Genomic DNA, 26,718 nt, shown 5'->3' on the forward strand with positions numbered 1-26,718 from the left:
GCACAGCCTTGCGAATCCCCTTCAGCAACATCGCAAACGCCGGGTTGTCTACGGATCGCATTGCGGCCAATGACTGGTCATGCATTATCCGGCGCCTCACGAAACCGTTGTGCAAGGCGATCCGCAAACGGATAAAACGAAAACCAGGGCCTGGCTTCGTCGATCACACGCAGGAATGACGGTCGCTGTATCAACCGGTCGAAATAGGCGCTCAAGTGCTGGTAGTCGTCGGGGAACGGCACCAGTGTGCAGGCATAGAACAGCGCCGGGGCGGCGGCACAATCGGCCAGGCTGAAGTCCGGGCTGGCCACCCAGATCCTGGACGCCATTCGGCGCTCGAGCATGCCGTACGCCGTCGCAAGTGTGGCCCGTTCCCTGGTCAAATCACCGTTGGTCGCGTGTAGTCGATCACTGACAATCTGTTGGACCGGCGTTTGTAGATAATTGTCGAAAAACCGGTCCCATAAGCGCACCTCCAACGCGGTCTCCCAATCGTCCGGAACCAGGCGCTGTTCACCTGGATACAGGCGATCCAGGTACTCGATGATGACGCTGGACTCCGGCAGATTACGTTGACGAGCATGATCGCGAAGTACCGGGAATTTTCCGATTGGCCACAATGCCTGAAGCTCTGCGCGGTCGGCGGCGTCCGTGAGATCGATGATTCTTCTGTCGAACTTGATGCCGTTTTCGTAAAGCGCGATGAGCACTTTGTGGCAGTACGACGACAGCGGATGGTAGTAAAGCGTTAGCGACATTTTTCAACTCCTTGTTGGGCAGATGAAAAGGGTGGGGCAATCAACAAGCATAGGCTGATGCCGGCGAAGCGTCTGGGCAGATGCTTTCGAGCTTGTGAGCTTGCACACGGGAGAATTCCTGCTTAACTGGAAACCGCTGGTCGGGTTGTGACTCATTGGTCATGGCGTTCATCTCAGCGCCCTTGTACCGTTGTCGCTGGTTTGTGCTGTCAGGCTTGCCCGGAGGAAGCCGGACAGTCGATCACGCTGTGTGTCTGGTCCAATTTGTTCAAGGAATAGAATGAAATGATGCCGAAAACTGCCATCGTCGAGATTGGTAAGAAGTACAAGGTTTATACCGAGCACTATCTCAACGCCGCTGCTGACAAGACGATCATTCTGGTCAATGGCTCGCTGGCAACGACCGCATCCTTTGCGCAAACGGTGCGTTACCTGCGGCCACGCTTCAATGTGGTTCTCTACGATCAGCCCTACGCCGGTCAATCGAAACAACACAACCGGCATGACCAACCGATCCGCAAGGAAGACGAGGCCGAAATACTGCTGGAGTTGATCGAGCACTTTCGCGCCCAGCATGTGCTGTCCTTTTCCTGGGGCGGCGCGGCGACCTTGGTAGCGCTGGCCCAGCGGCCCCGCCGGATCGAAAAGGCGGTGATCAGTTCATTCGCCGCGCGGATCAACACACCGATGCGTGAGTATCTGGAGAGCGGGCGGCACTTTCTCCATGCCTGCGATCGGCGCAACGTCGGGCGTTTGATCAACAGCACGATCGGCAAGCACCTGCCGTCGCTGTTCAAGCGTTTCAATGAGCGCCATGTCAGCAGCCTGGACGAACACGAATACCGTCAGATGCATTTCCACGTCAATGAGGTGCTGACCCAGGACACCCACTGCTACGTGTCTTGTGCCGATGCCATCGAAGTCCCGCTGCTGTTTATCAATGGTGAATGGGACGAGTACACCTCGGTGGAAGACGCCCGTCTGTTTGCGGCGCATACCCCCAAGGCGCAGTTTCAGACCATCGAGAACACCGGGCATTTCCTCGACATGGAACACCCCACGGCCTGGCATGACACGCAGCGGGCCTTGCTGGGCTTTCTGCAGCCGCCAGTCGTGAAGACGCCAAGCCAGCTACGCAATCCGGCTTTCAGCGGCAAATCGTCAGTGATTCCGCCCCTGCAATCAGCTAACTGGCTGCGGCCTTAACTGACGCAGCAACTCGATTTGATCCGCAGGGACCAGCGTGCGCAGGGCTTTATACAGTGCGCGGGTCTCTAGCAGGTTCCAGACCCGCAGCATGGTTTCCAGGGCGTCCAATGGCTTGCTGATGAAGTCCTTGGCGCCCAGGGCCAGCGCGCGCAGGCGGGTATCGCGGGTGGCGTCGGCGGTGAGCACGAGGATCGGCAGGTATTCGCCGGCTGGAATGCGCCGGTTGAGCTGTTCGAGCACGGCAAAGCCGTCGAACTCCGGCATGTGCAGGTCGAGAATCACCAGATCCGGCTCGAAGCTGTTGAACAGGTCCAGGGTTCGCAGCGGCTGGGTGCTGCTCAGTACATTGGTCAGGCCTTCGCGGACCAGCAACTGCTCCATCAAATCGAGGTTGGGTCGTTGGTCGTCGATGATCAGAATGCGCAGGTCGGTGTTCACACGGGCTCCGGTAGGTGCTGGTCAAGATGGGCGAGGAATGAAGGAATATGAATCGGCTTGGTCAGCACCGCGGTCGCTCCTGCTTCCAGCAAGGCCTGGTGCGTGAGGTCGCTGGCATCGGCGGTGATCATCAGCACGGGCGTGGCGCGGGTGCTGGAGGACAGACGCAAGCGCTGCAGAACGTTGAAACCGTCAAGATCCGGCAGCGCCACATCCAGCAAAATCAGCTGCGGTGCATGTTGCCGGGCCAGGTCCAGGCCCATTTGCCCCTGCATGCTTGAGAGCAACTGGATGTGTGGCCGTCGCTGCAGCAGGGTTTCGATCAGAGCCAGGCTCGACAGATTGTCTTCGATGCACAGCACTTTGCCCTGGTAATCGGGGGCGGCGAGGGCGGGTGTTGCGGTTGGCGGGCTGATCAGTGCCGCAGGTGGCTCAGTGGTTGACGGCAATCGTTCGAAGGGTAGCTCCAGGGTGAAACTGGAGCCGTTGCCGGGTTGGCTTTTGACGGTCAGGCTGCCGTTCATCATTTCCAGAAGACTTTTGCTCAACGCCAGGCCGAGGCCCGTGCCTTCAACGTTCGGGTCGGTCTCCAGGCGTTCGAACGGCTTGAACAGTTGGTCCTGCCGATCAGCTGCAATGCCCTTGCCGGTATCGCAGACCGATACTGCAATTCGTTGTTGATGAACCCTGACCTCAATGTGCACCTGACCCTGGGGCCGGTTGTATTTGATCGCGTTGGACAACAGGTTCAGCAGCACCTGAACCAGCCGTTGCCGATCGGCGACGATCCCGCTGTCGGCGGCCAGCATCGGCAGTTCCACCAGTTGAATGCCGGCGTCGCAGGCCATGGGCGACACCAGCGTCAGGGCTTCTTGCAGCACCACCGCCAGGGGCACAGCCTCAACGTTGAGCGGCAGCCGCCCGGCTTCGATCTTGGCGATGTCCAGCACTTCGTTGATCAGGGTCAGCAGGTGTTGCCCGGCCCGCAGGATGTGACCGATCTGCGCCCGCTGCCCTTTGGGCGAATCCATATCCAGCAGTTGCGCGAAGCCGAGAATCGAGTTGAGCGGAGTACGCAGTTCGTGGCTCATGCGCGACAGAAACTCGCTTTTGGCGCGGCTGGCGCGTTCCGCTTCTTCCCGCGCAGTACTTAGCGCGATCTCGGCAACACGGCGATCGGTGATGTCGCGGGTGATCTTGGAGAACCCGCGCAGGGCGCCACTGCTGTCGTACTGCGCGGTAATCACCACACTGGCCCAGAAGCGGCTGCCATCCTTGCGGCAACGCCAGGCCTCCTCCATGTAATGACCATTGCGTGTGGCCTCGCGCAGCGCCATGTCGGGATGCTGCGGACATTCTTGCGGCAGATAAAACACCGAGAAATGCTGGCCGACGATCTCCTGTTCGGTGTAGCCCTTGATCCGTTCGGCGCCGGCATTCCAACTGGTGACGAAGCCGCGTGTGTCGAGGGCGAAAATACCGTAGTCCTTCACCCCGTCGATGATCAGCCGCAAGCGTTCTTCGTTGTCGCGCAAGGCTCGTTCGCGTTCGGCCAGTAACATCCCGGCCTCGACCAGGCGCGTGCCCAATTGACCGATCTCATCGTTCTCCGGCGGTTGCGGCAATAACGGCTGACCGAGTGCCAGCCGTTGGGCGTTGCGCTGAACCTGCTGCACTCGGGCGACGATGCCTTTGGACAGAAACAGCACCGCGACAATGGCGCCGAACAACCCGCAAACGGCGGCCAGCAAGGTGGAGAACAACAGGCGCTGTCGAGTGGAGGCCGCCGCTGCGGTGCGCTCGGCCAGCAGGGTGTCCTCAAGCGTGCGCATGGCGCTGATGCGTTCGCGTAATTCGTCGAGGACATGTTTGTTGTTGATCAGGATCGTGGTGATCGACTCTGGGGTTGCGTTGCGATCATCGAGCAGTTCAACCAGACCTTCGACCTTGGTGTCGATCAGCGGCGTGATCGCCTCCAGATGTTTACGCACCCGCTGATCGCGAACGTTGCGGTCGAGCCGCTGCAGGGCCGATTCGATCAGGGGCTTGGCTTGCCGGTAACCTGGCAGGAAATCCTCGCGATGGGTCAGCAGATAGCCGCGCACGCTGGCGGCGGCCTCGGCGAGCAGGGTGTGCACCGCCTGAATATCGCCTTGCACCAGCAACACGCGGCGCACGTCTTCTTCCGCGCGCGCGGTCTGCCGTTCGGTGGTGTAGATCAGCACCAGCGAGAGCAACAGAATCACCAACGGCAGGGAAATCACCACGAGGGCTTTGCCGCGTAACGGCAGATCGGCCCAGCGGCGGGCGCTTGACGCTTTCATGACTGGGTCACCAGACCCAGCGCAATGCCACGCACAGCGGCCTGGGTGCGGTCGGCGGCGCCGAGTTTGCTGATGACCCGTTCCACGTGGGCCTTGGCCGTGCCGGTGGTGATGCCGAGCTTTGCGCCTATTTCACGGTTGCTCATGCCGCTGGCCACCAGCCCCAGCACCTGGCGTTCCCGTGGGGTCAGGGTTACGGGGGCAGCGCCGCTGGCGTTGCGCTCGGTCAGGCGGCGCAGCAACTGCGCGCTGACTGAACTGTTGAGGGCCTGCTCGCCGGCGGCGACACGTTGCAAGGCGTCGATCACTTCGTGGCGACTGGCATCCTTGAGCAGATAGCCCACGGCGCCGGCGTTCATGGCGGCTTCAAGGTGATCGGGGCTGTCGTCCATGGTGAACATCATCACTTTCAGGCTCGGCAGGCGCTCTTGAAGCAGGCGTGCGGCGCCCAGCCCGTTGAGCACCGGCATGCGGATGTCGAGGATGACGATGTCGGGCAAAAGACGTTCACATAAGTCCAGTGCTTGCTGGCCATTGCACGCCTGGCCGACCACTTCGAATTGCGTCAGGCCGGCGAGCAACGAGACGAAGCCGGTGCGCGTGACTTCATGGTCGTCCGCGACCACCAGTCGTATAACGTCAGTCATTGAGGGGTTCCATTCAGGCCGGAGGGGACGGTGGCGCGCAGTTGCGTTCCGCCGTGCGCATGGCTGATGCAGGTGAACTCGCCGCCCAGCAGGCTCGCGCGTTCCTGCATCGCGGCAAGCCCCAGGTGCCGGGCGCCGCAGGTATCGAGGGGTTGTTCCATGGCAAAGCCCTGGCCGTTATCGTCCACCCGCAGCGAGGCGTGTCCGTCATGCAGTTGCAGCGCCAGCACGACGTGGCTGGCCTGCGCATGTTTGAGAATATTGTTGATGCCTTCCTGGGCGATCCTGAACAGGGCGATCTCCACCTGGCTGGGCAAACGTGCTTCGCAACGTGCACTCCAGTTCACTTTGATCCCGGCCTCGCGCAGGCGATCGGCCTCTTTGTCGACCGCTTTCAGCAAGCCAAAGTCGTCGAGCACCGTCGGACGCAGGCCACGGATCAATTGCCGGCCTTCACCGACGCAATGCTGGGCCAGTTGAAGAATCGTCTGTAAGTCCGCACCGAGTTCATCGGGCAATGGCGGGCAGCGACCGGCAAAACCTTGCAGGCGCTGATGCAGCCCGGCAAGGGTTTGTGCCAGGCCGTCGTGCAGGTCGTAGGCCATGCGTTTGCGTTCGTCTTCCTGTGCCCGGAACAGTCTGTGGACCAGATCGGACATGGTGCGCTCGCGGGCCACCAATGCGTCGAGCAAGCGCTGGTTTTCCAGGTGCGCGGCGAGCAGGGTGGCGAGCAGTTGCAGGGATTCGAGGTCTTCAGTGTCCGGTGCGCTGATGCTGACGCTGTTGGCCAGCACCAACGCACCGAAGGCGGCACCATCGCCACCGCGTAAAGGCACCCGCAACACATTGGGCAGATCCGCGCTCGGCTGTTCCTGCCATTGCGGTGCGCACATTGCGGTGTCGGCGAGGTGCTCGAGGCTGTGCAAACGATCACGGCTGCCGTGACTGGCGGTGGTCCGGACCTGCGCATCCATGTCCCATTCCAGCAGTAGCGCATGGTCCATCGCCAGGAAGGCGCAGGCCCGTTGCAGCACCCGTTGGCGCATGGCCTCGGGAGCCAGTTGGGTCAGCTCCTGGCCGGTATCCACCAGCAGTCGCAGCCGCGCGGCGCGACTTTGCGACTGCCGATATTGAGTGCGAATGGCCAGGGCGCTACCGGGGTCATGATCAGGGTTTTGCATGGGGGCAGGTTCCGGCGCGGGCACGCCCGTTCGGGCAGGGGCGTCATTAAACCTTGTTAGCAGGGCAGGGCGCTATCTGCCGAATGGCATAGGCAAATGGCTCCGGTTGGCCGATGGCGGGCCGCGTTCAGGGCGGCACAGTGTGCCCATCGACCATCATTGGAATAGCGCAATGAAATTCAAGACCTCGACCATCGCCCTGTTATTCGCCCTGACCGCCCCGTTGGCTCAGGCGTTGGAAGCGGTGCCTTACGTTTACAGCAGCGTGGCGCAGCAACCGACCAACGCAAAGGATCGTGAAATCGCCGCCCTGTTTGACCATTGGAACAGCGCGTTGAAGAGTGGCAATGTTCAGAGCGTGGTCGACCTGTATGCGCCGAACGCGGTGCTGCAACCGACGGTTTCCAATCAGGTGCGCACCACGCCGGCACAGATCAAGGACTACTTCGATCACTTCATGGCGCTCAAGCCGGTAGGGCTGATCAACTTCCGTGAGATCCGCCCATTGGGCGCCAAGGTGGCCATGGACAGTGGCGTCTACACCTTTACGTTGACCGAAGCCGATGGCAAGACCCGTCAGGTGCAGGCACGCTACACCTTCGTTTATGAGCAGGTGGGCGGTCAGTGGAAGATTCTCAACCACCACTCTTCGGCGATGCCGCAAACGCAGGTGTTGCACGCGGGGAAATAAACAAGAGGATGTGCAAAACCGACACGGCCCACACTCAGGTGGGCCGTTTGCATTGTGCTCAGTTTAACGCCAGGTCGTCTTCGGGCTGCTGCCCGCGAGCCTGTGCCGCGCGTTGCAACCGGCTGGCGATCAAGGTGTTCTTCAACAGATAGGCAATGGTCATCGGCCCGACGCCACCGGGCACCGGGGTGATCGCGCTGGCGACGGTGCGGGCGCTGGCGTAGTCGACATCGCCCACCAGACGGTTGCCGAACTCGCTGGTGATGCGGTTGATGCCGACATCGATCACCACCGCGCCGGGCTTGAGCCAACTGGCATCGATCAACGCTGGCCGGCCCACCGCCGCGACCACGATATCCGCCAACCGGCACAATGCCGGGGCATCGACGCTGCGCGAGTGCACCACGCTGACCGAACAATTGGCCTGCAGCAGCAAGGTCGCCATCGGTTTTCCGACGATGTTCGACCGGCCGATGACCACCGCGTGCAAACCACTCAAGTCATCACCGCAGGTTTCGTGCAACAGACGCATGCAGCCGCTGGGCGTGCACGGAGTCAGCACTTCGATGCCTTGCACCAGCCCGCCAACGTTTTCCCGGTGAAAACCGTCCACGTCCTTGATCGGGTCGATGGCATGAATCACTGCCTGCTCATCGATAGGGGCCGGCAAGGGCAGTTGCACCAGGATGCCGTTCACCGTGGGATCGGCATTGAGTTGTGCAATCAGTTCCAGGACCTGGGCCTGGCTGGCGGTTTCCGGCAGGCGGTATTCCAGGGAGCGGATACCGACTTCCTTGGCGCGCAGCAGTTTATTGCGCACATACACATGGCTGGCTGGGTCGTCGCCGACCAACAAGACCGCCAGGGCGGGGTAGATCTGTTGGCCAGCCAGGGCCAGAACCTCTTCCCGGACCTCATCGAGAACCTTGGCAGAAATGGCTTTGCCGTCGATATCGCGGGCAAATGTGGGGGTGCTGCTGATCAAGAGAGTCACCGTTGTCTTGATTGAATGGGGGTGAAGTGATCATCGCGGCGTCTTCACGCGCCGATGATCCATCAGAGACATGCAGGCAAGGGTGCTCAGGCTATCAGGTGAGGGCAGGCATACGCCACCGGAACACCAGCCAGCGATCAGACAGGCTGGGATCGAGCTCTCAATGCATCTTGCTGTGATCAGGCATGCCGAGCGCCTGAGTCTCGGCGTCAACGGTGATCGTCTCTTTTTCGCCCTTGGCGTTTTCCACGGTCAGGGTCAGGGGCACTTTGTCGCCTTCCTTAACCTGGGCCGTCAAATCCATCAACATGATGTGATAGCCATGGGGATCGAAGCTTACCGGTTTGCCGGCCGGCAGCGCGACGGACTCGACCTGGCTCATGCTCATCACATCGTCTTTCATGCTGGATTGGTGAATTTGCACGGTGTTCGCTACCGGCGACTGTACGCTGAGCAGTTTGCTATCGCTGTCGGCCTGCAGGGTCATGAAGGCGCCGGTCGAATGCTGACCGGCCACCGTCGCGCGGACCCAGGCGTCGCTCACCTGGGTTTGAGCGGACACCTGCCAGGCCATGCCAATCAGGGAAAGACCCAGGACCAGTTGTTTGATACCCAGCTGTTTAATACGTGGTGCGCAAATCGAAGTCATCAGCAGACCTCCATGACGGTGAGCAGGTCTTCTGCACACTCTTTAGCGGTAAGGGACGCGGACAGCCCCAGGCGCAAATTGCCTCGGGAGTCGAAAACGAAGCTGGTCGCGGTGTGGGAGAGGGTATAGGTCGAACCGCTCGGGATCTTTTCATAGAACACACCGAACTCCTTGGCGGTGGCGGCGGTTTCTTCCAGCGTACCGTACAGTGCCTCGAAACTGGGATCGAAGGCCTTGACGTAGGCGTCGAGCATTTGCGGCGTATCGCGCTCGGGGTCCAGGGTGATGAAGATCACTTGCAGGCGTTCGCCATCGCGGCCCATCAGTTTTTTCGCTTGTGCCGCACGGGCCAGCGTCGTCGGGCAGACCGCCGGACATTGGGTGAAACCGAAAAAAACCATCGGCATCAGGCCCCGATAGCTGGTCAGCATCCGGGATTCGCCCTGGGCGTCCTTGAGCTTGAAGGTACGCCCCATGATCTTGTCACTGAGGTCCTTGCCGTACTTGAACGACAGCTTGCTGCTGTCATCGCAGCCAGCGAGCAGGCCGAGGCTCAGCAGGCTCATGCCGCGCAGGACCGAGCGACGGGTATACAACGTACTCATGAACAAAAGCATCCTGTGTAGCGACCGGGAATCTACAGTGGCTGATCAATCAGACGAAAAAAAGCGCATGGATGTTAACAAACTGTTGCCCTGTAACGCTTAATCGATGGCTTGGCGGCATGCGCCAAAAGGTCGCGGCCTCGATATATCTGAAAATACAAATACGCGATGCTGCTGAAGGCAACGCTTGCCCGGGCCGGTAAGTTGAGCAGCGACGAGCTCGCTGTAGCAGCTGTCGAGCCTGCGAGGCTGCGTTCGGCTGCGCAGCAGCCGTAAGTCCGGCTGACGCGGTCTGCCTGACACACCGCAATTACTGATTTGACGACTGCTGCGCAGCCGAACGCAGCCTCGCAGGCTCGGCAGCTGCTACAGATCGGCATTGACGCTTGCCCGAATGGCACCGGGAAATGCCCGGCAGGGTGTAGCGCATGCACTTTTAAAGAGCCATGCCTGACAACATGCACCAGTGCGAAGCGGTTCCTGAGCTGTTCCTTCCTTCAGCCCCAACGTCCGCCCACCCGCTCGTGGGATCCTGCAAAGGTGACTCGTGCCTGATAAAACCCACTGGGTCGGGGTTTTTTATCAAATTCTCCCATCGTTCAGAGGTCGGTTTTCCAGAACTGAGGAAGTCATGCGCTGCAGACTGGCACAAAGGCTGCATTCTCCCTTCAGCCTCATCTGAAAAAGAGGGGCAGCCCACTCGATCAACGAAGATCGACCGGCCGGGCAGGTCGTGGGCAACATCGGTGGATCAGGCGAAGGCGCCAGGTCGAACACCGCGAAGAACAGGCAAAGACGCCTGAAACCGAGAGGTTTCAGGCGTTTTTTTTTGCTTTTTTATCCGTGATTGGCTTTGGCTGGGTGCTTACTATGAATTCCAATGTTGCCGCATTGAACAAACTGCAAACGCTGATCGTGATCGGCAATGGCATGGTCGGACATCATTGTGTCGAGCAGCTCATCGAGCGCGGCGCCCTCGACCATTACCGCCTGCATGTCTTCAGCGAAGAGCCGATGCGTGCCTACGATCGTGTGCATCTGTCCGAGTATTTCGGCGGTCGCGATGCCGAATCGCTGGCCCTGGGCGAAGCCTCCCTGTATCAAACGCCGGGCGTCACCCTGCATTTGGGTGTGCCGGTGCTGGAAATCGACCGCGCCCGGCGCCAGGTGATTACCGCGCAAGGTTGCGTCGCCTACGACAAACTGGTTCTGGCCACCGGCTCTTATCCTTTCGTGCCACCTATTGAAGGTGCCGAAGGCGACTCGCGCCTGGTGTATCGCACTCTTGAAGACCTCGACGCGATTCGTGCTGCTGCGGCCAATGCCCGGCGTGGCGTGGTGGTCGGCGGTGGCCTGCTCGGTCTGGAGGCCGCCAACGCCCTGAAAAGCCTGGGCCTGGAAGCCCATGTGGTGGAATTCGCCCCGCGCCTGATGCCGGTGCAGCTGGACGAGCAGGGCGGTCTGGCGCTGAAGGCGCAAATCGAGCGGCTCGGTGTGGGTGTGCACCTGTCCCGTGGCACGCAGTCGATCAGTGCCGGCGAGCAGTACCGCTACCGGATGAATTTTGCCAACGACGAATTTCTTGAAGCCGACCTGATCGTGTTCTCCGCCGGCATCCGTGCGCAAGATGCATTGGCCCGCCAATGCGCGCTGGACATTGGTCCTCGCGGCGGCGTGGTGATCGACGACCAGTGCCTGACCAGCGACCCGAACATCTACGCCATCGGCGAGTGTGCCGCCTGGAATGGCAGCCTCTTCGGCCTGGTCGCCCCCGGTTATCAGATGGCCCGTGGCGTGGCGTCGCTGCTGTGCAATCAAGTCGCCGAGCCGTTCCAGGGCGCCGACATGTCGACCAAGCTCAAACTGCTCGGTGTTGACGTCGGCTCCATCGGCGATGCCCATGCGCAGACGCCGGGTGCGCGCAGTTATCAGTTCATCGATGAAGCGACGGCCAGTTACCGCCGGCTGGTGGTGGATGCCGACAGCAAGCGTGTACTTGGCGCAGTGTTGGTCGGCGACAACAGCTATTACGACACCTTGCTGCAATACATGCAGAACGGCATTGCCTTGCCGTCGGAACCGGCCAGCCTGATTCTACCTTCGTCCGCCGGTGCGCCAACCCTGGGCCCGGGCGCGTTGCCCGAGTCGGCAACGGTGTGCTCGTGCCATAACGTCACCAAGGGCTCGATCTGCTCGGCCATCGATGGCGGCTGCACCGACCTGGGCCTGCTCAAGTCGCAGACCAAGGCGTGCACCGGTTGCGGCGGTTGCGCTGGGCTGCTCAAGCAAGTCTTCGAGCATGAACTGATTGCCCGTGGCGTCAGCGTCGACAAGAGCCTGTGCGAACACTTCGCCTACACCCGCCAAGAGCTTTATGCGCTGGTGCGGGTAGAAGGGGTGATCACTTTCGAAGAACTGCTGGCCAAGCACGGCCGTGGACACACCGGTTGCGACGTGTGCAAACCGGCAGTGGGCTCGATCCTCGCCTCGTGCTGGAACCAGCCGATCATGGACGCCTCGCTGGTGCCGTTGCAGGACACCAACGATACCTTCATGGCCAACATGCAGAAGAACGGCACCTATTCGGTCGTGCCGCGCATTGCTGGCGGTGAGATCACTGCCGACAAACTGATCGCGATCGGCGTGGTGGCGAAGAAATACGACCTCTACACCAAGATCACCGGCGGCCAGCGGATCGACCTGTTCGGCGCGCAGTTGCATCAGTTGCCGGACATTTGGTCCGAGCTGATCGAGGCCGGTTTCGAAACCGGGCACGCCTACGGCAAATCGACCCGTACCGTGAAGTCTTGCGTGGGCAGCACCTGGTGCCGTTACGGCGTGCAGGACAGCGTGAAAATGGCCCTGACCCTCGAAGATCGCTACAAAGGCCTGCGCTCGCCGCACAAGCTCAAGTTCGCCGTCTCCGGTTGCACCCGTGAATGTGCCGAGGCGCAGAGCAAGGATGTCGGCGTGATCGCTACCGAGAACGGCTGGAACCTCTATGTTGCCGGCAACGGCGGCATGCGCCCACGCCACGCCGAGCTGTTCGCCACCGACCTGGACGATGCAACCCTGATCCGTTACATCGACCGTTTCTTGATGTTCTACATCCGCACCGCCGATAAATTGCAGCGCACCTCGGTGTGGCGCGAAAGCCTGGAGGGCGGGCTGGATTACCTCAAGGACGTGATCATCAACGACAGCCTGGGGCTTGGCGCAGAACTTGAGTCGCAGATGCAACTGGTGGTCAACCGCTACGAATGCGAATGGGCCAATGCCCTCAAAGACCCGGAAAAACTCAAGCGCTTCCGCACCTTCGTCAACGATCAGCGCCCGGACCCGGACATTCATTTTGTCCAGGAGCGCGGTCAGCGCCGGCCGATCATGGCCGCCGAACTCAACCTTATCCCTGTCACCGAGGAGAATGCCTGATGAGCCAGTCCAATACCCAGCGTGTCGATGCCCTTGCCACCGCAGCCAATGCCCAAGCCTGGCAGGCGGTGTGCAGCCAGCAGGATCTGGTCAGCAACTCCGGCGTCGTCGTTTGGCTCGACGGCGCCCAGGTCGCGCTGTTCTACCTGCCACAAGCCGAAGGCCGCACCCTCTACGCCATCGACAACCATGATCCGCAATCTGGCGCGAACGTCATTGGCCGCGGACTGATCGGCAGTCTCAAGGGTGATCTGGTGGTGGCGTCGCCGATCTACAAGCAGCATTTCCGTCTTGAAGACGGCAGCTGCCTGGAGTACCCGGAACAGCGCCTGCGGGTGTGGCCGGTGCGCTTGAACGCCGGCGTCGTGGAAGTCGCGGCGGCTTGACCGTCGCCCTGGACCGTATCGGAGAACGTTGATGAAAACAGCCGCACAGTTGCTGAAACTGAAGATCGTGCAAAACCAGCAGGTGCACAGCATCGCACCGGATCAGATGGTGCTCGACGCCCTGAAAATGATGGCCGAGAAGAACGTCGGCGCGCTGCCCGTGATCGAAGAAGGGCAGGTGGTCGGCGTCATCAGCGAGCGCGACTATGCGCGCAAGGTAGTGCTACAGGGGCGTTCTTCGGTCGGCACGCCGGTGCGCGAGATCATGAGCGCACCGGTGGTGACTGCCGACAGTTTGCAGAGCATCGAGCGCTGCATGGAGGTCATGACCGACAGTCATTTGCGTCATCTGCCGGTGCTGGAAGGCGGGGAACTGATCGGGCTGCTGTCGATCGGCGATCTGGTCAAGGAAGCCATCGTCGAGCAGGCCGATTTGATACGGCAACTTGAGCACTATATTCGCGGGCATTGAGCCCGCGCATACCGTAGGTCGCAAAAATCGGCTGGCGTGGAAATAAACCTAAGTAACCGGTTGGAACAGTCGATAACCCCAGCAGTAGGCAATTAGCCGACCACGCACCTGCCGACAGGGGAACCATCGAGTGTCCATAAAATTACGTTTGATCTTGTTGATCGGCACTGGCTTGCTCACCGCCCTGATCGTGAGTCTGGTCAGCTATGTGGGTAACACTCGGATGGCTGAAGCGGTGAGTGACAACGAGGTCAGTATGACCGCGCTGCGCAACCACCTCGAAGCCGACATGATGCACGATGCACTGCGCGCCGATGTGCTGTCGGCGATGCTGGTAGGGTTGGGCAAGAGCCCCAGCAGCAAGGCCGAGGTGCGCAGTTCACTCAATGAGCATGCCGCGCATTTTCGCGAGATGCTCGGTGACAACCTCAAGCTGCCGGTCAACGACACCCTCAAGGCCGCGCTGGACAAGATCAAGCCAAGCCTCGATACGTACATCAGTGCCGCCGAGCGCATTGTCGGGCTGGCGCTGGATAATCCTGATTCCGCACAACAGCAACTGGGTACGTTCAATAACGCGTTCAGCCAACTGGAAAGCCAGATGGCCACCCTCAGTGAGCTGATCGAAACCAACACTCAACAGACCAGCGCGGGCACTCGGCAAACCATCAGCAGTGCCAACTTCACCCTCGGTGTCGTACTCATTGCCAGCTTGTTGCTGCTGCTCGCCCTGGGACGCTCGGTCATCCTGAGCATCATGGGGCCGTTGCAGATCGCCAGCCGGATTGCCGACAGCATCGCCCATGGCAACCTGAGCGAGCCTATCGTCGAGCCCACCCGCAAGGACGAAGCCAGCACCTTGATTCGCAGCCTGGCAACCATGCAGCGTGACCTGCGCGGCATGATCGAAGTGGTTCGCAGCAACGCCCACGGCGTAAGTGGCATGAGCCAGCGGTTGAGCAGCGGTTGCCATCAGGTCGCGGGCAGCAGCCAGCAGCAAAGCGTTGCCGCCAGCACCATGGCCGCGGCGGCCAGCGAAATGACTGCGAGCATCGAGGAAATCACCCGGCATGCCGAGCGTGCACTGAACATGGCCAACCAGGCCGAGGAACTGGCCAAGGACGGCGGTCGGGTGATTCATCAAGTGGTCAGCGACATGGACGGGATTGCCCGTTCGGCGCAGCAGTCGGCCCAGGTGATCCGCACCCTGGACAAGGAGTCCGAGGGGATTTTCAGCATCATTCAGGTGATCAAGGGCATCGCCGATCAAACCAACCTGTTGGCGCTTAACGCCGCCATCGAGGCCGCCCGTGCCGGTGAGCAGGGCCGTGGTTTCGCCGTCGTCGCCGATGAAGTGCGTAGCCTGGCGGGCCGCACCAGCGCCTCCACCCAGGAAATCGCCACCATGGTCGCGCGTATCCAGCAAAGCACCCGCGAGGCGGTCAGCAGCATGGAGGCGGGCGTCGCGCAGGTCGACAAGGGCATGGCGGTGACCGCCGACGTCGAGCGCGCCATCCGCGAAATCCTCCAGGCCACGCTCAATACCACGGAGCTGGTCAATGACATCAGCCGCACGATCGGCGAGCAGAGCCTGGCCAGTAACGAAATCGCACATCAGGTGGAAATGATTGCCGGCATGTCCGAAGGCAACAGCAAGGTGATCAACCAGACCGCCTCGACCACCGATGAGCTGTCCAGCCTGGCCGGACAGCTCTCGCAGTCGGTGGATCGGTTTCGCCTTTGAGGCATTGGCGGCCCTGATATCAGGGCCAGTCAGCTCATCCAGTTGCCGCCATCGACGTTATAGGTTTGCGCCACGATGTAATCGCTTTCGGCCGATGCCAGGAAGATCGCCATGCCGACAAGGTCATCCGCCGTGCCCATGCGCCCGTACGGCACTTCCTGTCCCGCCAGTTTTTTCTTTTCCCCGAGCGGGCGGTTTTCATACCGGGCGAACAGCGCGTCGACGCCGTCCCAATGCTCGCCGTCCACCACCCCCGGCGCGATGGCGTTCACGTTGATGCGATGGGGAATGAGATTGAGACCGGCCGATTGCGTGAGGCTGATCACCGCCGCCTTGGTCGCGCAATACACCGCGACCAGCGCTTCGCCGCGCCGACCGGCCTGGCTGGCCATATTGATGATCTTGCCACCATGGCCCTGGCGGATCATCTGCTTGGCCGCGGCCTGCAGTGTGAACAGGGTGCCGGAAACGTTGATCGAGAACAGCCGTTCGTAGCTGTCGCGAGAAATCTCCCTGATCGGCGCGAGATCAAACAGCGCCGCGTTATTGATCAGGATGTCGAGCTTGCCTGTGGTGGCGATCACCGTGGCGATGGCGGCGTCGATGGATTGCTGATCGGTCACGTCCATCTCGACCGCATAAGCATTGGGCCCCAACTCGGTTGCCGTGGCTTGGGCGCGCTCCAGGTTGATGTCGGCGATCGCGACCGTAGCGCCTTCGCGGATATAGGCTTGCGCGAACGTCCTGCCTATTCCTCTGGCGGAACCGGTAATCAGGGCGCTTTTTCCTTCTAGACGTTTCATTGTTCCCATCCAATCGTAAGAGCTAAAGAGTTGCCCAATCGAGGGCATCAAAACCAGTCGTTAGTCTGCGAAGACCCCGCAGTGATTGCGCCTAGCCGTTGCTACTTGGGATAACCGGCGCGCTTCATCTCGCGTTCGGTGCTTTGCTGCGCGGAGGCCAGGGCCTGTTCCACCGGCATCTGCCCGGTGAGCGCCGCGGATACCAGCTTGCCGACCGACGTGCCAATCGCCTGGAATTCGGGAATGGTCACGTATTGGATGCCGACGTAGGGCACGGGCTGGACCGAAGGGTGCGCCGGGTCGGCGTTCTGCATCATTTTCAGCGTGACACCGGCGAAGGGCGCAGCCTGCAAATAGGCGTCGCTGTAGGTCGACATGCGGGTGCCCGGTGGTACGTTGCTGATGCCATCCGTCTTGGCAACCAGTTGGATGTATTCCCTGGAGGTGGCCCAGGACACAAAGGCTTTGGCGGCTTCCTTGTGTTTGGATGTCGCCGGGATGGCCAGTGACCAGGCATAGAGCCAGGACGAACCCTTGTCGGTGACTTCTGTTGGCGCGGCGACGAAACCAACATCATTGGCCACCTTGCTTTGCGTTGTGTCGGTGATGAACGAGCCGGCGACGCTGGCATCGACCCAGATTGCGCATTTGCCACTGTTGAACAGGGCGAGCGTCTCGTTGAAGCCATTGCTCGACACACCCGGTGGGCCGTACTGCTTGAGGGTGTTGACGTAGAAGTTGGCGGCGGCAGTCCATTGCGGCCCGGTGAGTTGCGGCTGCCACTGCTCATTGAACCAGCGCGCGCCAAAGGCGTTGGACATGGTCGTCAGCAGCGCCATGTTCTCACCCCAACCGGCCTTGCCGCGCAAGCACATCCCATACTGTTCTTTATCCGGCTGGTGCAGCTTGCCGGCGAACTCGCCGAGCTGCGTCCAGGTCGGGTGCTCGGGCATGCTCAGGCCGGCGTTCTTGAACAGGTCGGTTCGGTAATAGGTGACGGTGCTTTCGCCATAGAACGGCAGGGCATAGAGCGTGTCGTTGACCGATAACCCTTGGCGAACCGCAGGGAAAATATCTTCGAGGTCATAGCTGGCGGGCAGGTCCTTTATTGGCTCCAGCCAATGCTTGGCGCCCCACAACGGTGTTTCGTAAGTGCCGATGGTGAGCACGTCGAACTGGCCGCCCTGAGTGGCTATGTCGGTGGTCAGGCGCTGACGCAACACGTTCTCTTCAAGCACCACCCAGTTGAGCTTTACGTCGGGGTGCAGCTGTTCGAAAGTTTTGGACAGTCGCTGCATGCGGATCATGTCGCTGTTGTTCACTGTGGCGATGGTCACCGTTTCACCCGCCTGGCAGAGCAGGGCAGAGCACAGCCCGGCGGACAGAAAAAGTGCGCTTGGAATGATCTTCATCGTGATCTCCGCTCTGCGCCTTGGGCGGCAGAAGCTTTATTGTTGTTGTAATCCACGAGGCGGGGCATAGCCGCACCGGGATGACCACAGAATTGCAGCTACCCAAGCAGCGAACAAATGAATGGCATACGCGCCGCTGATACTTTTTTGACCGTGGAAAAAAAGTATCAGTGGGCGCCATGTAACGTGCTAGGCGCCGGGCGTCGTTAGTGCGAGTCTCATGTCAGCGTCCCGAGACTTCGACTCGTCCCAGGCTTCGCGGTACCTTGATAAAACCAACAAAAACGGAATCGCCAGGGTGATGAACCATCACGTAACCGCAGACAAGCCGCCAGCGCTTGAAGTCATCCTCAACGAGCCCCAGCACAGCTTTCGTTGGTATGAGCACGACTATCCCTTCGACCTGGCGCGCTGGAACCATCATCCGGAGTTCGAGATCCACCTGATCCGCGAAGGCAGCGGTCGGCTACTGGCTGGTGACTACATCGGCGTATTCGAAGCCGGCCATGTCGCCCTCATCGGCCCGGGCCTGCCTCATGACTGGATCAGCGATCTGGGCAAAGGCGAGGTGATTACCGGCCGTGACGTCGTGTTGCAGTTCGATGGCCAGATGCTGATGCAACTGCGCGACAAGGTTCCGGAGCTCAGCGAGTTACAAAGCCTGTTTCGCCAGGCGGCGCAGGGCATCGAATTTCATGGCAACACCCGCAAAAAAGCAGCTCGACTGATGGAAGAGATCGGCCAGTGCCACGGCTTGCAGCGACTGTGCCTGTTCCTGTCATTGCTGCAACTGCTGGCATCGGCCCCTGACAGCGAGAGACAGACGCTTGCCAGCCTGCAATACGCGCCCATGCTCGACGCATTGACGGCCCAGCGCATGAGCATTGTCTTCGACTACATCCTGAACGACCTCGCTGACGAGTTGCGGATGTCGGTCATCGCCCAGCGGCTGGACATGAACGAGCCGGCCTTCTCCAAATTCTTCAAGCGCGCCACCGGCCATACCTTCGTCGACCTGACGCGCAAACTACGAGTCCAGCGCGCCTGCCGTTTGCTGGCGCAAAGCAGTTTCAGCGTTGCCGATATCTGTTTTGAGGTGGGGTACGCCAACTTGTCGAATTTCAATCGGCACTTTCGCCATGAAATGCATGAGACACCCAGCGAGTATCGGCAGCGGTTGCAGCGCGCATCTTGCGGTGGGTAGCGCTTTCTGTGGCGCTGAAGTGTTAGTCTCGAAAGCAACCGGGTAGTGGCGTTAGCGCATCTGGAATTATTTTCTTCCAGTTCTTGACATGCCTTTCGAACCAGTCCAGAATTGCGTCCATTCCTGATTCAGGAACACGAAAACCCCTTAGATTTCAAAGGGTTGGAAGCTAGATTAGAATCTTGTTTCCAGATACGAGTTTACACGTTTGATGTTGCGCTACTGAACATCAGATGTTTGAGGCCGAATAGCAAAATGGTTATGCAGTGGATTGCAAATCCACCTACGCCGGTTCGATTCCGACTTCGGCCTCCACTTTAAACGAGCTCCGTAGATCCATGATCTACGGAGCTTTTTTATTTTCGCAGTCCTGCAAGATTTAGTCTTGAAAAGGGGATTTGCGAACTTGCTTCAGCGGGGCGGGATGTATATATTTCCCCCTCTGTTGCACAAGCGTCAGAACTGCCAGATCGTTATTTGGACAGTCTTCAGACTGCTTACCGCGCTACCGCCCGAATGGCGAAACTGGTAGACGCATGGGACTTAAAATCCCCCGCTCGTAAGGGCGTGCCGGTTCGATTCCGGCTTCGGGCACCATCTAAAATCAAGGGTTTGCGGGCGAAAGCTAATGCAAACCCTTGTTTGTTTCTGGTCCGCTATTTTGGAGTTGCTCCGCAATTCACTTGATAGGAGTGACTTTCTTGCCAAGGCGATGACGGATGTATTGCTCCGTCATCACCACCGTCGTATGCCCAAGTTGATCTCTCGCCTGTAAGATGTCACCGCTGGATTCGGCTTTATCTGTACCTGCTTTGGCGCGTAAATCCCGCATCTGAAATTCAGATTTCTGGACGCCGGCCGCTTCTCTGGTCAAATCAAACCTTCTCCGCAACATCGCCACCGTCATTGGTGTGCCATCCTCTGTAACGATCAGCCGTGTCGAGCCTACCTTCTGACTTTCGGGGCATGATTCGATCAATCAAAACTTCAGCTCGCCAGTGACTTCAATCCGGCGCTTCGCCTTTGTTTTCCCCTGCAGAATCCAAATTTGCCCCTCGGCGTACGTGTCTCGTCCAGTTTCTTTATTGCCCTTGATGCCGGCACAAGGATTGGCCAGCGATGTGTAGCCTTTGTCCCGCGCGTAGTTTCAGATCGCCCTGAGGAGGGGCTTTTCACGGTTCGCTCGGACCGGCGCTGATTTGCGCCAGGTTAGGTACTGGCGAACGTGCAGAGGTTCGATCGTTTCTAGAGGGCTGGACCCTCATTCTGATACTACGACGCGTTTAAAGTGTACTTAGAGAAGTCTGACATGTTGCTTTCCTTGGTTTGAGTTGGGTCAACACCAATATCGGCAACACGCCGCTATTTCAATCCTGCTTTAGGCTTAACAGGTAACGAAATATGACAACCAAGCAACTGGGAGTCGATCGAGCGTGCCTACCGGGAAATGTCGCAGCACATCACAACCATTCCGATCTCGGTCTTGTCGGTGCTAAATGGGATCTCACCTAGTACTTCGAAGCCGAAGCCCTCGTAGAAACGCCTCGCACTGGCGTTGGTTTTGAGTACGTCGAGCCAAATGAAATGCTCGTTACGATCTTCGGCCAGTTGGCGGATGAATTGCAGAAGCTGTTTCCCGTAGCCTTTGCCTGCTTGGGTCTTGAGGAAGTAAATTTTTTGGAGCTCCGCACCGGCCTTGCCGGAAATAGGCATCGGCTTCGACCAGTTAACCTTTGAGAACCCTACCGCTCTGTCGTCTTCATCGAGTGCTATGAGCCAACAGTGACGTGCGGGTGCCCCTATCGATTCCTGAAGCGCCAGGACTGAAAAGTCTTCACTCAAGAAATGCTGCATGCCTGAGGGGGTCCATATGTCGGAGAAGTGGTCTCGATACGTCTCTATACCGATATCACTAAGTGTGTGGATATCCTCAATGGTCGCCTCTCGAATTTTGATCACTGTCTCGCTCCTTGCGTTGAGTTGATCTCGACCAATACCTACAACGCGCCAGTATTTCAAGTATTAGGTAGCCCATGAACAGGCCACGCCCTCCTATGTCACTGCTTGAACTGTCAGACCTGTCCGACTTCGGTAGCCGGCCAGGCAGAAAACCGGCGGGGCCCCTGGGGACTTGCAAAGGACACGGGGTCGGAAACCCGCGGGATCTTGTTAGTGGAAGGCCTGCCAGCTTACTGAAATTTCAATCACTGAAATCTTGAAAGGATTCATTGAGAAGCCGCTGAAAAGGAGAGCTCCTAAGCGTATTCGACTACCTGTACAAGAGCGCCTTCGCGGCACGGATCGGCAGGTCGCCGAGCACCATCACCTGGTTGAAGACGAACGGCAGGTTGGTGATCGTTATTAAGGATGCAAACGGCAACGAGAAAGAGCTCGAATACAACGACGCTGGCCAACTCGTGAAATATACCGACTGCTCCGGCAAAACCAGTGCTTGGGAATACGACGAGCGAGGCCTGATGATCTGTTTTACCGACGCGGCGGGGCAGAGCATCGAGTACCACCGCAAAAAATCTATCTCTGCTCCGCAATTCGCTACCACTGGTCATTTTGTGGGCGTGACTTTCATCCCTTTACGCATTCGAATGTACTTCTCTGTCATGCCTACGGTGGTGTGCCCAAGTTGATCGCGTGCAGCACGAATGTTGCGTGTCGATTCTTCCTTATCCGCCGCGGCCTTCGTCCGTACGCGCATTTGAAAATCAGCCTTGGGAATGCCGGCAAACTTCGGGGCATCATCAAACCACTTCCGGAGCATGCTCGGCGTCATTGGCTACACCGCCAAGGTCGGCAGCGCTGGATGATCTCGGCCGTGGCGCGGATGATGCTGCAATGGCCATTGCTTCAATGAAGTGATGACTTTATCGAAGACTGTTTTTGTTAATGGGAATCAGTGTTAATTACGAATGGTTTTGTATAGCATGCGTCGGAGTTTTTTGGCGGTTTCACTCCCTGCATTGGCCTATTCGTAAAGGTTTTTCTCTTCATGCGTCGAACCCTGCTTTCCATTTGTGTGCTGCAAGCATTGTCGTCTACCTCATGGGCTGAACAAACGGAGGTGTCACCCTCAACGCTTGAGCTGGACGCAACCGATGTTATCGGTACTGCGAATTATGAAAGGGCGGACGGCCCGGTGCAGGGTTATCTGGCTACGCGCTCGGCCAGCGCCACACGCACCGACACGTCGATCCACGAAACCCCGCAATCGATCAGTGTGGTCTCGAAAGATGCGGTCGAGGATCTGGGAGCCACCCGTTTGCAGGACGCGCTGGACTACGCTGGGGGCGTGGGGCGGGCGAACAATTTTGGTGGACAGGGTCTGACCACGTTTACCGTTCGTGGCTTTACCACTGGCGAGTTTTATCGCAACGGTTTTCCGATCAACCGCGGCTATCCGAACATGCCGGATGCCAACACTATCGAGCGACTCGAAGTGCTACGCGGTCCGGCAACCATGCTCTACGGTCGGGGTGATCCTGGCGGCACGTTCAACGTGATTTCCAAACAGCCGTTGCCCGAGCGCACCGTCACCTTGGGCAGTCAACTGAACGATCAGGGCATGAAGCGTGGCACGCTGGATGCTTCCGGCCCGCTCGACGAAGAAGGGCGCCTGGCCTATCGACTGAACGTAGTGGGCGAGGGCGGCGACACCTTCCGCGATCACGTCGAAACCGAGCGCTACGGTATCACGCCGGTGCTCACGTGGCAGGCAACCGACGCGACCAAGCTGATTTTCGAAGGCGATTTCATGCGTAACAACGCGCCTCTGGATCGAGGCGTTACACGTTACCCGAGGCAGGCAGGTACCGCCTCTCGCGACAGTTTTTTCGGCGAAAAAGACGCTGGCAAACTGCATAACGACAACAACATGGCGCAGCTGCGTTTCGAGCACATGCTCAATGACGACTGGACGCTGGGTGGTGGCTTCCAGTGGCTCGATGGTTCGCTCAAGGGCAACGCAGTCGAGGCCAACGGTATTGCCGCTGACGGCCGCACCTTGGGGCGCAACTTCAACTATCGCAAGCTGGAGTGGACCGACAAGGATACCCAGCTCAATCTGACCGGCCATTTCGATACCGCTGGTTTGCAGCACACGTTGCTCACCGGTATCGAGTACGAAGATTATGACTACAAGTCGATCATTCAACGCTCCAGCGGTGCTGTCGATGCGTATCCGATCGACATCTTCGATCCGGTGTACGGCCAGTCGCGTCCAGCACTGACTCGCACGCCGACCCACGACAAGGAAAACCTCAAAACTTATGCCGCGTTTGTGCAGGATCAATTGGCACTGACCGACAAACTGAAGGTGCTGGCAGGGGCGCGTTTCGAACGCTTCGAACATGACTACGAAACCTTTGTCCCGGGCGGCAAGAGTTGGCAGGCGAGTGACAACGCAGTAACTCCGCGCATCGGCGTGACCTACGATTTGACCGAGACATTAGCGGTTTATGCCGACACCGCGCGCTCGTTCAAGCCCAACACCGGCGCTAGCCGCCTCGGGGGAGGGTTTGCGCCGGAGAAGGGCAAGTCGTACGAAATGGGTATCAAGTGGGAAGCACTGGATCAGCGGTTGAGTGTCGATGCGGCGATCTATCAGATCGAGAAGCGTAACGTGCTGACCACCGACCCCGTCGATTCCACCTTCAGCGTTGCTGCCGGTGAAGTGCGAAGCCGTGGTTTCGATATCAACGTTGCCGGCAACCTCACTCCCGAATGGCGCGTGATTGGCGGCTACGCCTATGTCGATGCCGAAGTGACGAAAGACAACGTACTGCGCTCTGGCACGCGGCTGCTGAACATCCCGAAAAACAGCTTCAGCCTGCTGAATATGTACGAATTCCAGGACGGCACCCTCAAGGGATTGGGCTTGGGCACCGGATTCAAGTACGTCGACGAGCGCGCCGGACAAACCGCCAACACTGCGTTTTCGATGGGCAGCTACACCGTTGTCGACTTGCTTGGCTTCTACAAGATCAATGACAAGGTGCGGCTCAATCTTGACGTGAAAAACCTGTTTGATCGCGATTATGAAGAAGGCGCGTTCGGCAATGTTTACGCTTATCCGGGTGCGCCACGAACCGTGCAAGTCGGTATTTCCTACACGTTGTAGTGCGTTCTGCTGGTGCACACTGAGCAAGCGCGATAACGCTGGAAGTGAGGCGATGTGCGTCAGCAGTAGAGTCTGTGGATCCTGCAAAGGCGACAGTTGCAGATTTGAGCTACAGACAGGTCAGCCGTCAGCTTATCTCAGGTCGCTCGTGCCTGGTGCTGGACCGTGGGCGGATCGTGGAGCAGGGCGAGGTGTGGCAGATTTTTGGTGACCCGCAACACGAGGTGTCACCGGCCGTGGCGACCGATCTGCTGGGCATCGCCCAAGGCACTGGGTGGGCAGGTCAGCTTGCTGCATGGCGGTATCGAGCGTATCCAGAGCCGCGCCCAGGGACGTCGATTTCTGGGCGTAGCGACGAGCCAGGGGCCAGGCGCGTTGCTGGCCCGTGCTTCGTCGCTGGCCGATCAGGTGCCGGGGTATCTGGCACCCGCGTTATGTCGACTTACTTCGATCCTCCACCGATCTGCCAGACGTAGGGCGGTTCGGTGCCGTTGATTTCCCAGTCGCCGATGATGCGTTCCTTGTAGATCAGCGGGTTGTGCGAGGCCGCGGTGCGAGCGTTGCGCCAGTGACGATCGAGGGCTTTGCCGGTGCTGGTGGCCGAGGCGCTGAGGGCGTTGAACAGGTCGCTGGTGGCGCGTAGCACCAGGTCGGCGATCACCACTTGGGCCTGGGCGGATTCCAGTTCGGCGGCGATGTTGGCATCGCGTTCGGCTTCGTCGTTATGGGCGAAGCGGCTTTCGTAGGCCACCTGCAAGGCAGCCGCGGCGCGCAGGGTGGTGGCGTGTGCGGCATAGACCTGCGCTGAAGCCTTGCCCACCACTTGCTGCACCTGGACATCCTGGCTGACGTGGCTGGCGTTGCCGGTGCTGAAGATGCGCGTGCGCTTGCGTACTTCTTCCGTGATGTCGCGCACCGCGGCACGGCCGGCACCGGTCTGGACCGCCAACAGCACCAGTTGATAGAAGGCCGTCTGGTATTTGAAGCGGGTGGTGAAGTCCAGCAGGTTTTCGGGCTCCACCACGGCGTTCTCGAATACCGAGGTGCCGCTGCCGGTGGTGCGCTGACCAAAGCCATCCCAGTCGTCGCTCTGCACAATACCCGGTTGCTGCACGCGAACGGCGGCAATCACATCGGCGCCGTTGTCATCGCGCTGGGCATAGAGGTCGATCCAGTCGGCGAAGATACTGCCGGTGCTGTAGTACTTGGTGCCGTTGACCACCCATTGTTCACCCAGACGCGAGACACGGGTGCCAACCTGGCCGATCTTGATGCTGCCGACTTCGGTCCAGGCGTTGCCCACCAGATCGCCGTCGACAAAACGCTTGAACCAGGTGTCCTGGGGCGCATCGGCATGGGCGTTGAGGCGGTCTTCGACAAAGGCAAAGTGACCGCGCAACGCCTGCGGCAGATTGGAATCGGCTTCGGCCAGTTCGATCAGCAACTCAAACAACTGGGGCAGGGAAGCGCCGTCGCCACCGTACTGCACCGGCACGCGCACGGCGCCAAAGCCGGCTTCCTTCAGCCACTTCACTTGTTCAAAGGGCAGGCTGCGAGTTTGCTCGCGCTCCAGTGCGCCGGCGGCGATGCGTGCAAAGATCGGCCGGAAGCGCTCGGCCAGGGCCTGGTAGTCGGTACCGCTGGAGAGGGGGTGTGGCAGGTGCTGTTGCTGGACAGTCATGGTGTAGCTCCTTATGGAAGGCAAGAGAAGCAACAGTGCAGTCGATCTGTTGCGTACTACTGCCAGTGCACAGGTCGTGCCTGGCACTGCAAAAGCCGTTTAATCGGGCGCGCAGGGCTGTTCGCCAGGGTGGTTGCTGTCGTCTGCCGGGCAACTTGCTGAAGCGCTGACTGCCCGGCAACAGCGGCCTGGGCGCGCTGCACGGCATGGGCAGAGAGGCAGCTGTTGTGAGCGCAACAGTTGATCAACAGCCTGCCCGGTGGACGACACTGCGGCGTTTTGCGAAAAACCGTATAACTTATTGATTTTTATTGAATTATAGAGATGGCACGGTTGCTGCTCTAGTCCTTGTGCAGGTGCCGCGGTGGCCTCTGCCACCATGAGGACGGGCAATGAGCAACACACTGAAAGTGGTCGCGGTATCCGGGAGCGTGCAGCGGCCTACGCGCACCCTGGTGCTGCTCAAGGCTCTGGTCGCCGGTCTTGCGCAACAGCTGCCGATCGCGCTGCACCTGATCGAGTTGTCCGAGGTCGGCCCGCAGTTTGCCGGGGTGCTGTGCCGTGAAGACTTGCCCGCTGCGGTAGAGGCCGATCTGCAGGCCATTGAAACGGCCGACCTGCTGATTGCTGCCAGCCCGGTGTACCGCGCCTCGTACACCGGACTGTTCAAGCACCTGTTCGATTTCGTCCATCACCAGGCGTTGAACAACGTGCCGGTGTTACTGGCCGCCACCGGTGGCTCGGACCGCCACGCCCTGATCATCGATCACCAGTTGCGCCCGCTGTTTGGTTTCTTCCAGGCCCTGAGCTTGCCCATCGGTGTGTATGCCGCCGAAGCCGATTTCACCGACTACCAGATCACCAGCCCCCAGTTGCTCGAACGCATCGAGCGCGCTGTCGAGTCGGCGGTCCTGAGCCTCAATCCGAAAGTTCACCGGGATGCCAGCGCTGCCTGAC

22 protein-coding genes, 2 tRNA genes and 4 pseudogenes are annotated in these 26,718 nt (G+C 59.5%); 14 read left to right on the forward strand and 14 right to left on the reverse strand.

Features of this window, described 5'->3' with window-relative positions:
* Positions 1-77: 77 nt before the first annotated feature.
* Positions 78-758, reverse strand: a complete 681-nt coding sequence (locus FFH90_RS14785; RefSeq protein ID WP_138867451.1) for a glutathione S-transferase family protein — start codon at positions 756-758, stop codon at positions 78-80.
* 285 nt (positions 759-1,043) lie between these two features.
* Between FFH90_RS14785 and FFH90_RS14790 the strand changes: the two genes are divergently transcribed.
* Positions 1,044-1,964, forward strand: a complete 921-nt coding sequence (locus FFH90_RS14790) for an alpha/beta fold hydrolase (protein WP_086945588.1) — start codon at positions 1,044-1,046, stop codon at positions 1,962-1,964.
* Here the strand turns inward: FFH90_RS14790 and FFH90_RS14795 are convergent.
* Genes FFH90_RS14795 through FFH90_RS14810 form a run of 4 tightly spaced genes read right to left on the reverse strand, consistent with a single transcriptional unit; the run spans position 1,941 to position 6,557 of the window.
* Positions 1,941-2,405 carry a response regulator gene (locus FFH90_RS14795; RefSeq protein ID WP_018928998.1) on the reverse strand — a complete coding sequence of 155 codons (465 nt, stop codon included), beginning with the start codon at positions 2,403-2,405 and terminating at the stop codon, positions 1,941-1,943. The two genes, FFH90_RS14790 and FFH90_RS14795, sit on opposite strands and share 24 nt — an antisense overlap.
* Complete coding sequence (locus tag FFH90_RS14800; protein WP_138867452.1) at positions 2,402-4,729, reverse strand: ATP-binding protein; 2,328 nt, start codon at positions 4,727-4,729, stop codon at positions 2,402-2,404. Before FFH90_RS14800 ends, FFH90_RS14795 begins: the two co-directional genes overlap by 4 nt.
* Complete coding sequence (locus FFH90_RS14805) at positions 4,726-5,376, reverse strand: response regulator transcription factor (RefSeq protein ID WP_138867453.1); 651 nt, start codon at positions 5,374-5,376, stop codon at positions 4,726-4,728. The genes FFH90_RS14800 and FFH90_RS14805 overlap by 4 nt, the downstream gene beginning before the upstream one ends.
* On the reverse strand, positions 5,373-6,557 hold the full coding sequence (locus tag FFH90_RS14810; protein WP_018929001.1) for a sensor histidine kinase: 1,185 nt from the start codon (positions 6,555-6,557) through the stop codon (positions 5,373-5,375). The genes FFH90_RS14805 and FFH90_RS14810 overlap by 4 nt, the downstream gene beginning before the upstream one ends.
* A 172-nt stretch (positions 6,558-6,729) precedes the next feature.
* On the opposite strand from FFH90_RS14810, the gene FFH90_RS14815 reads away from it, so the two are divergent.
* Positions 6,730-7,248, forward strand: a complete 519-nt coding sequence (locus FFH90_RS14815) for an SgcJ/EcaC family oxidoreductase (protein ID WP_138867454.1) — start codon at positions 6,730-6,732, stop codon at positions 7,246-7,248.
* A 58-nt stretch (positions 7,249-7,306) separates the two neighbouring features.
* Here FFH90_RS14815 and FFH90_RS14820 read toward each other — a convergent pair whose 3' ends face one another.
* From FFH90_RS14820 to FFH90_RS14830, 3 genes are all read right to left on the reverse strand, one after another.
* Positions 7,307-8,233, reverse strand: a complete 927-nt coding sequence (locus FFH90_RS14820; protein WP_018929003.1) for a bifunctional 5,10-methylenetetrahydrofolate dehydrogenase/5,10-methenyltetrahydrofolate cyclohydrolase — start codon at positions 8,231-8,233, stop codon at positions 7,307-7,309.
* 169 nt (positions 8,234-8,402) lie between these two features.
* Complete coding sequence (locus FFH90_RS14825; RefSeq protein ID WP_138867455.1) at positions 8,403-8,891, reverse strand: copper chaperone PCu(A)C; 489 nt, start codon at positions 8,889-8,891, stop codon at positions 8,403-8,405.
* Positions 8,891-9,496: an SCO family protein gene (locus tag FFH90_RS14830; RefSeq protein WP_138867456.1), complete on the reverse strand. Its 606-nt coding sequence runs from the start codon at positions 9,494-9,496 to the stop codon at positions 8,891-8,893. The genes FFH90_RS14825 and FFH90_RS14830 overlap by 1 nt, the downstream gene beginning before the upstream one ends.
* Before the next feature lie 870 nt (positions 9,497-10,366).
* On the opposite strand from FFH90_RS14830, the gene nirB reads away from it, so the two are divergent.
* From nirB to FFH90_RS30690, 5 genes and pseudogenes are all read left to right on the forward strand, one after another.
* Positions 10,367-12,928: a nitrite reductase large subunit NirB gene (gene nirB, locus FFH90_RS14835; RefSeq protein WP_138867457.1), complete on the forward strand. Its 2,562-nt coding sequence runs from the start codon at positions 10,367-10,369 to the stop codon at positions 12,926-12,928.
* Positions 12,928-13,314 carry a nitrite reductase small subunit NirD gene (gene nirD, locus FFH90_RS14840; RefSeq protein WP_018929007.1) on the forward strand — a complete coding sequence of 129 codons (387 nt, stop codon included), beginning with the start codon at positions 12,928-12,930 and terminating at the stop codon, positions 13,312-13,314. The genes nirB and nirD overlap by 1 nt, the downstream gene beginning before the upstream one ends.
* Before the next feature lie 31 nt (positions 13,315-13,345).
* Positions 13,346-13,786, forward strand: a complete 441-nt coding sequence (locus tag FFH90_RS14845; RefSeq protein WP_018929008.1) for a CBS domain-containing protein — start codon at positions 13,346-13,348, stop codon at positions 13,784-13,786.
* A 130-nt stretch (positions 13,787-13,916) separates the two neighbouring features.
* A pseudogene (locus FFH90_RS30685) lies at positions 13,917-14,672 on the forward strand (MCP four helix bundle domain-containing protein); the annotation flags it as partial.
* Positions 14,673-14,804: 132 nt separating this feature from the next.
* The gene (locus tag FFH90_RS30690; protein ID WP_371924247.1) at positions 14,805-15,530 is read left to right on the forward strand and encodes a methyl-accepting chemotaxis protein; all 726 of its coding nucleotides are present in this window, start codon (positions 14,805-14,807) and stop codon (positions 15,528-15,530) included.
* A 29-nt stretch (positions 15,531-15,559) separates the two neighbouring features.
* On the opposite strand, the gene FFH90_RS14855 is transcribed toward FFH90_RS30690, so the two are convergent.
* Positions 15,560-16,333 (reverse strand): L-iditol 2-dehydrogenase, encoded by a 774-nt coding sequence (locus FFH90_RS14855; protein WP_138867458.1) that lies wholly within the window; start codon positions 16,331-16,333, stop codon positions 15,560-15,562.
* A 101-nt stretch (positions 16,334-16,434) separates the two neighbouring features.
* On the reverse strand, positions 16,435-17,745 hold the full coding sequence (locus tag FFH90_RS14860; protein ID WP_138867459.1) for a sugar ABC transporter substrate-binding protein: 1,311 nt from the start codon (positions 17,743-17,745) through the stop codon (positions 16,435-16,437).
* Positions 17,746-18,046: 301 nt separating this feature from the next.
* Between FFH90_RS14860 and FFH90_RS14865 the strand changes: the two genes are divergently transcribed.
* The 3 genes from FFH90_RS14865 to FFH90_RS14875 all read left to right on the forward strand — a co-directional run bounded on the left by FFH90_RS14865 (position 18,047) and on the right by FFH90_RS14875 (position 19,546).
* Positions 18,047-18,949: an AraC family transcriptional regulator gene (locus FFH90_RS14865; protein ID WP_064617637.1), complete on the forward strand. Its 903-nt coding sequence runs from the start codon at positions 18,047-18,049 to the stop codon at positions 18,947-18,949.
* A 241-nt stretch (positions 18,950-19,190) separates the two neighbouring features.
* Positions 19,191-19,264 (forward strand) — tRNA-Cys (locus tag FFH90_RS14870).
* A 195-nt stretch (positions 19,265-19,459) separates the two neighbouring features.
* Positions 19,460-19,546, forward strand: a tRNA-Leu gene (locus FFH90_RS14875).
* Between the two features lie 82 nt (positions 19,547-19,628).
* Here the strand turns inward: FFH90_RS14875 and FFH90_RS30695 are convergent.
* Both FFH90_RS30695 and FFH90_RS14885 read right to left on the reverse strand, forming a co-directional pair.
* A pseudogene (locus FFH90_RS30695) lies at positions 19,629-20,204 on the reverse strand (tyrosine-type recombinase/integrase); the annotation flags it as partial.
* A 182-nt stretch (positions 20,205-20,386) separates the two neighbouring features.
* Positions 20,387-20,908, reverse strand: coding sequence for a GNAT family N-acetyltransferase (locus FFH90_RS14885; RefSeq protein ID WP_138867460.1), 522 nt, complete (start codon positions 20,906-20,908; stop codon positions 20,387-20,389).
* Positions 20,909-21,222: 314 nt separating this feature from the next.
* Between FFH90_RS14885 and FFH90_RS30700 the strand changes: the two are divergent.
* Positions 21,223-21,306: pseudogene (locus FFH90_RS30700) on the forward strand (terminase small subunit); the annotation flags it as partial.
* Positions 21,307-21,309: 3 nt separating this feature from the next.
* A complete protein-coding gene (locus FFH90_RS14890; RefSeq protein ID WP_372240864.1) occupies positions 21,310-21,594 on the forward strand; it encodes an RHS repeat domain-containing protein in 285 nt (94 codons plus the stop codon).
* On the opposite strand, the pseudogene FFH90_RS30335 reads toward FFH90_RS14890, so the two are convergent.
* Positions 21,513-21,740: pseudogene (locus FFH90_RS30335) on the reverse strand (integrase); the annotation flags it as partial. The gene FFH90_RS14890 and the pseudogene FFH90_RS30335 sit on opposite strands and share 82 nt — an antisense overlap.
* A gap of 213 nt (positions 21,741-21,953) precedes the next feature.
* Between FFH90_RS30335 and FFH90_RS14900 the strand changes: the two are divergent.
* Positions 21,954-24,080 carry a TonB-dependent siderophore receptor gene (locus FFH90_RS14900; RefSeq protein ID WP_138867461.1) on the forward strand — a complete coding sequence of 709 codons (2,127 nt, stop codon included), beginning with the start codon at positions 21,954-21,956 and terminating at the stop codon, positions 24,078-24,080.
* Between the two features lie 442 nt (positions 24,081-24,522).
* Here the strand turns inward: FFH90_RS14900 and FFH90_RS14910 are convergent, their stop codons facing one another.
* Entirely contained in the window at positions 24,523-25,761 is a 1,239-nt protein-coding gene (locus tag FFH90_RS14910; protein ID WP_138867462.1) for an acyl-CoA dehydrogenase family protein, read from the reverse strand.
* Between the two features lie 392 nt (positions 25,762-26,153).
* On the opposite strand from FFH90_RS14910, the gene msuE reads away from it, so the two are divergent.
* Positions 26,154-26,717 carry an FMN reductase gene (gene msuE / locus FFH90_RS14915; protein WP_018929019.1) on the forward strand — a complete coding sequence of 188 codons (564 nt, stop codon included), beginning with the start codon at positions 26,154-26,156 and terminating at the stop codon, positions 26,715-26,717.
* Position 26,718 lies beyond the last annotated feature (1 nt).

The sequence above is a fragment of the Pseudomonas sp. ATCC 43928 genome, assembly GCF_005938665.2.
Classification (GTDB): Bacteria; Pseudomonadota; Gammaproteobacteria; order Pseudomonadales; family Pseudomonadaceae; genus Aquipseudomonas.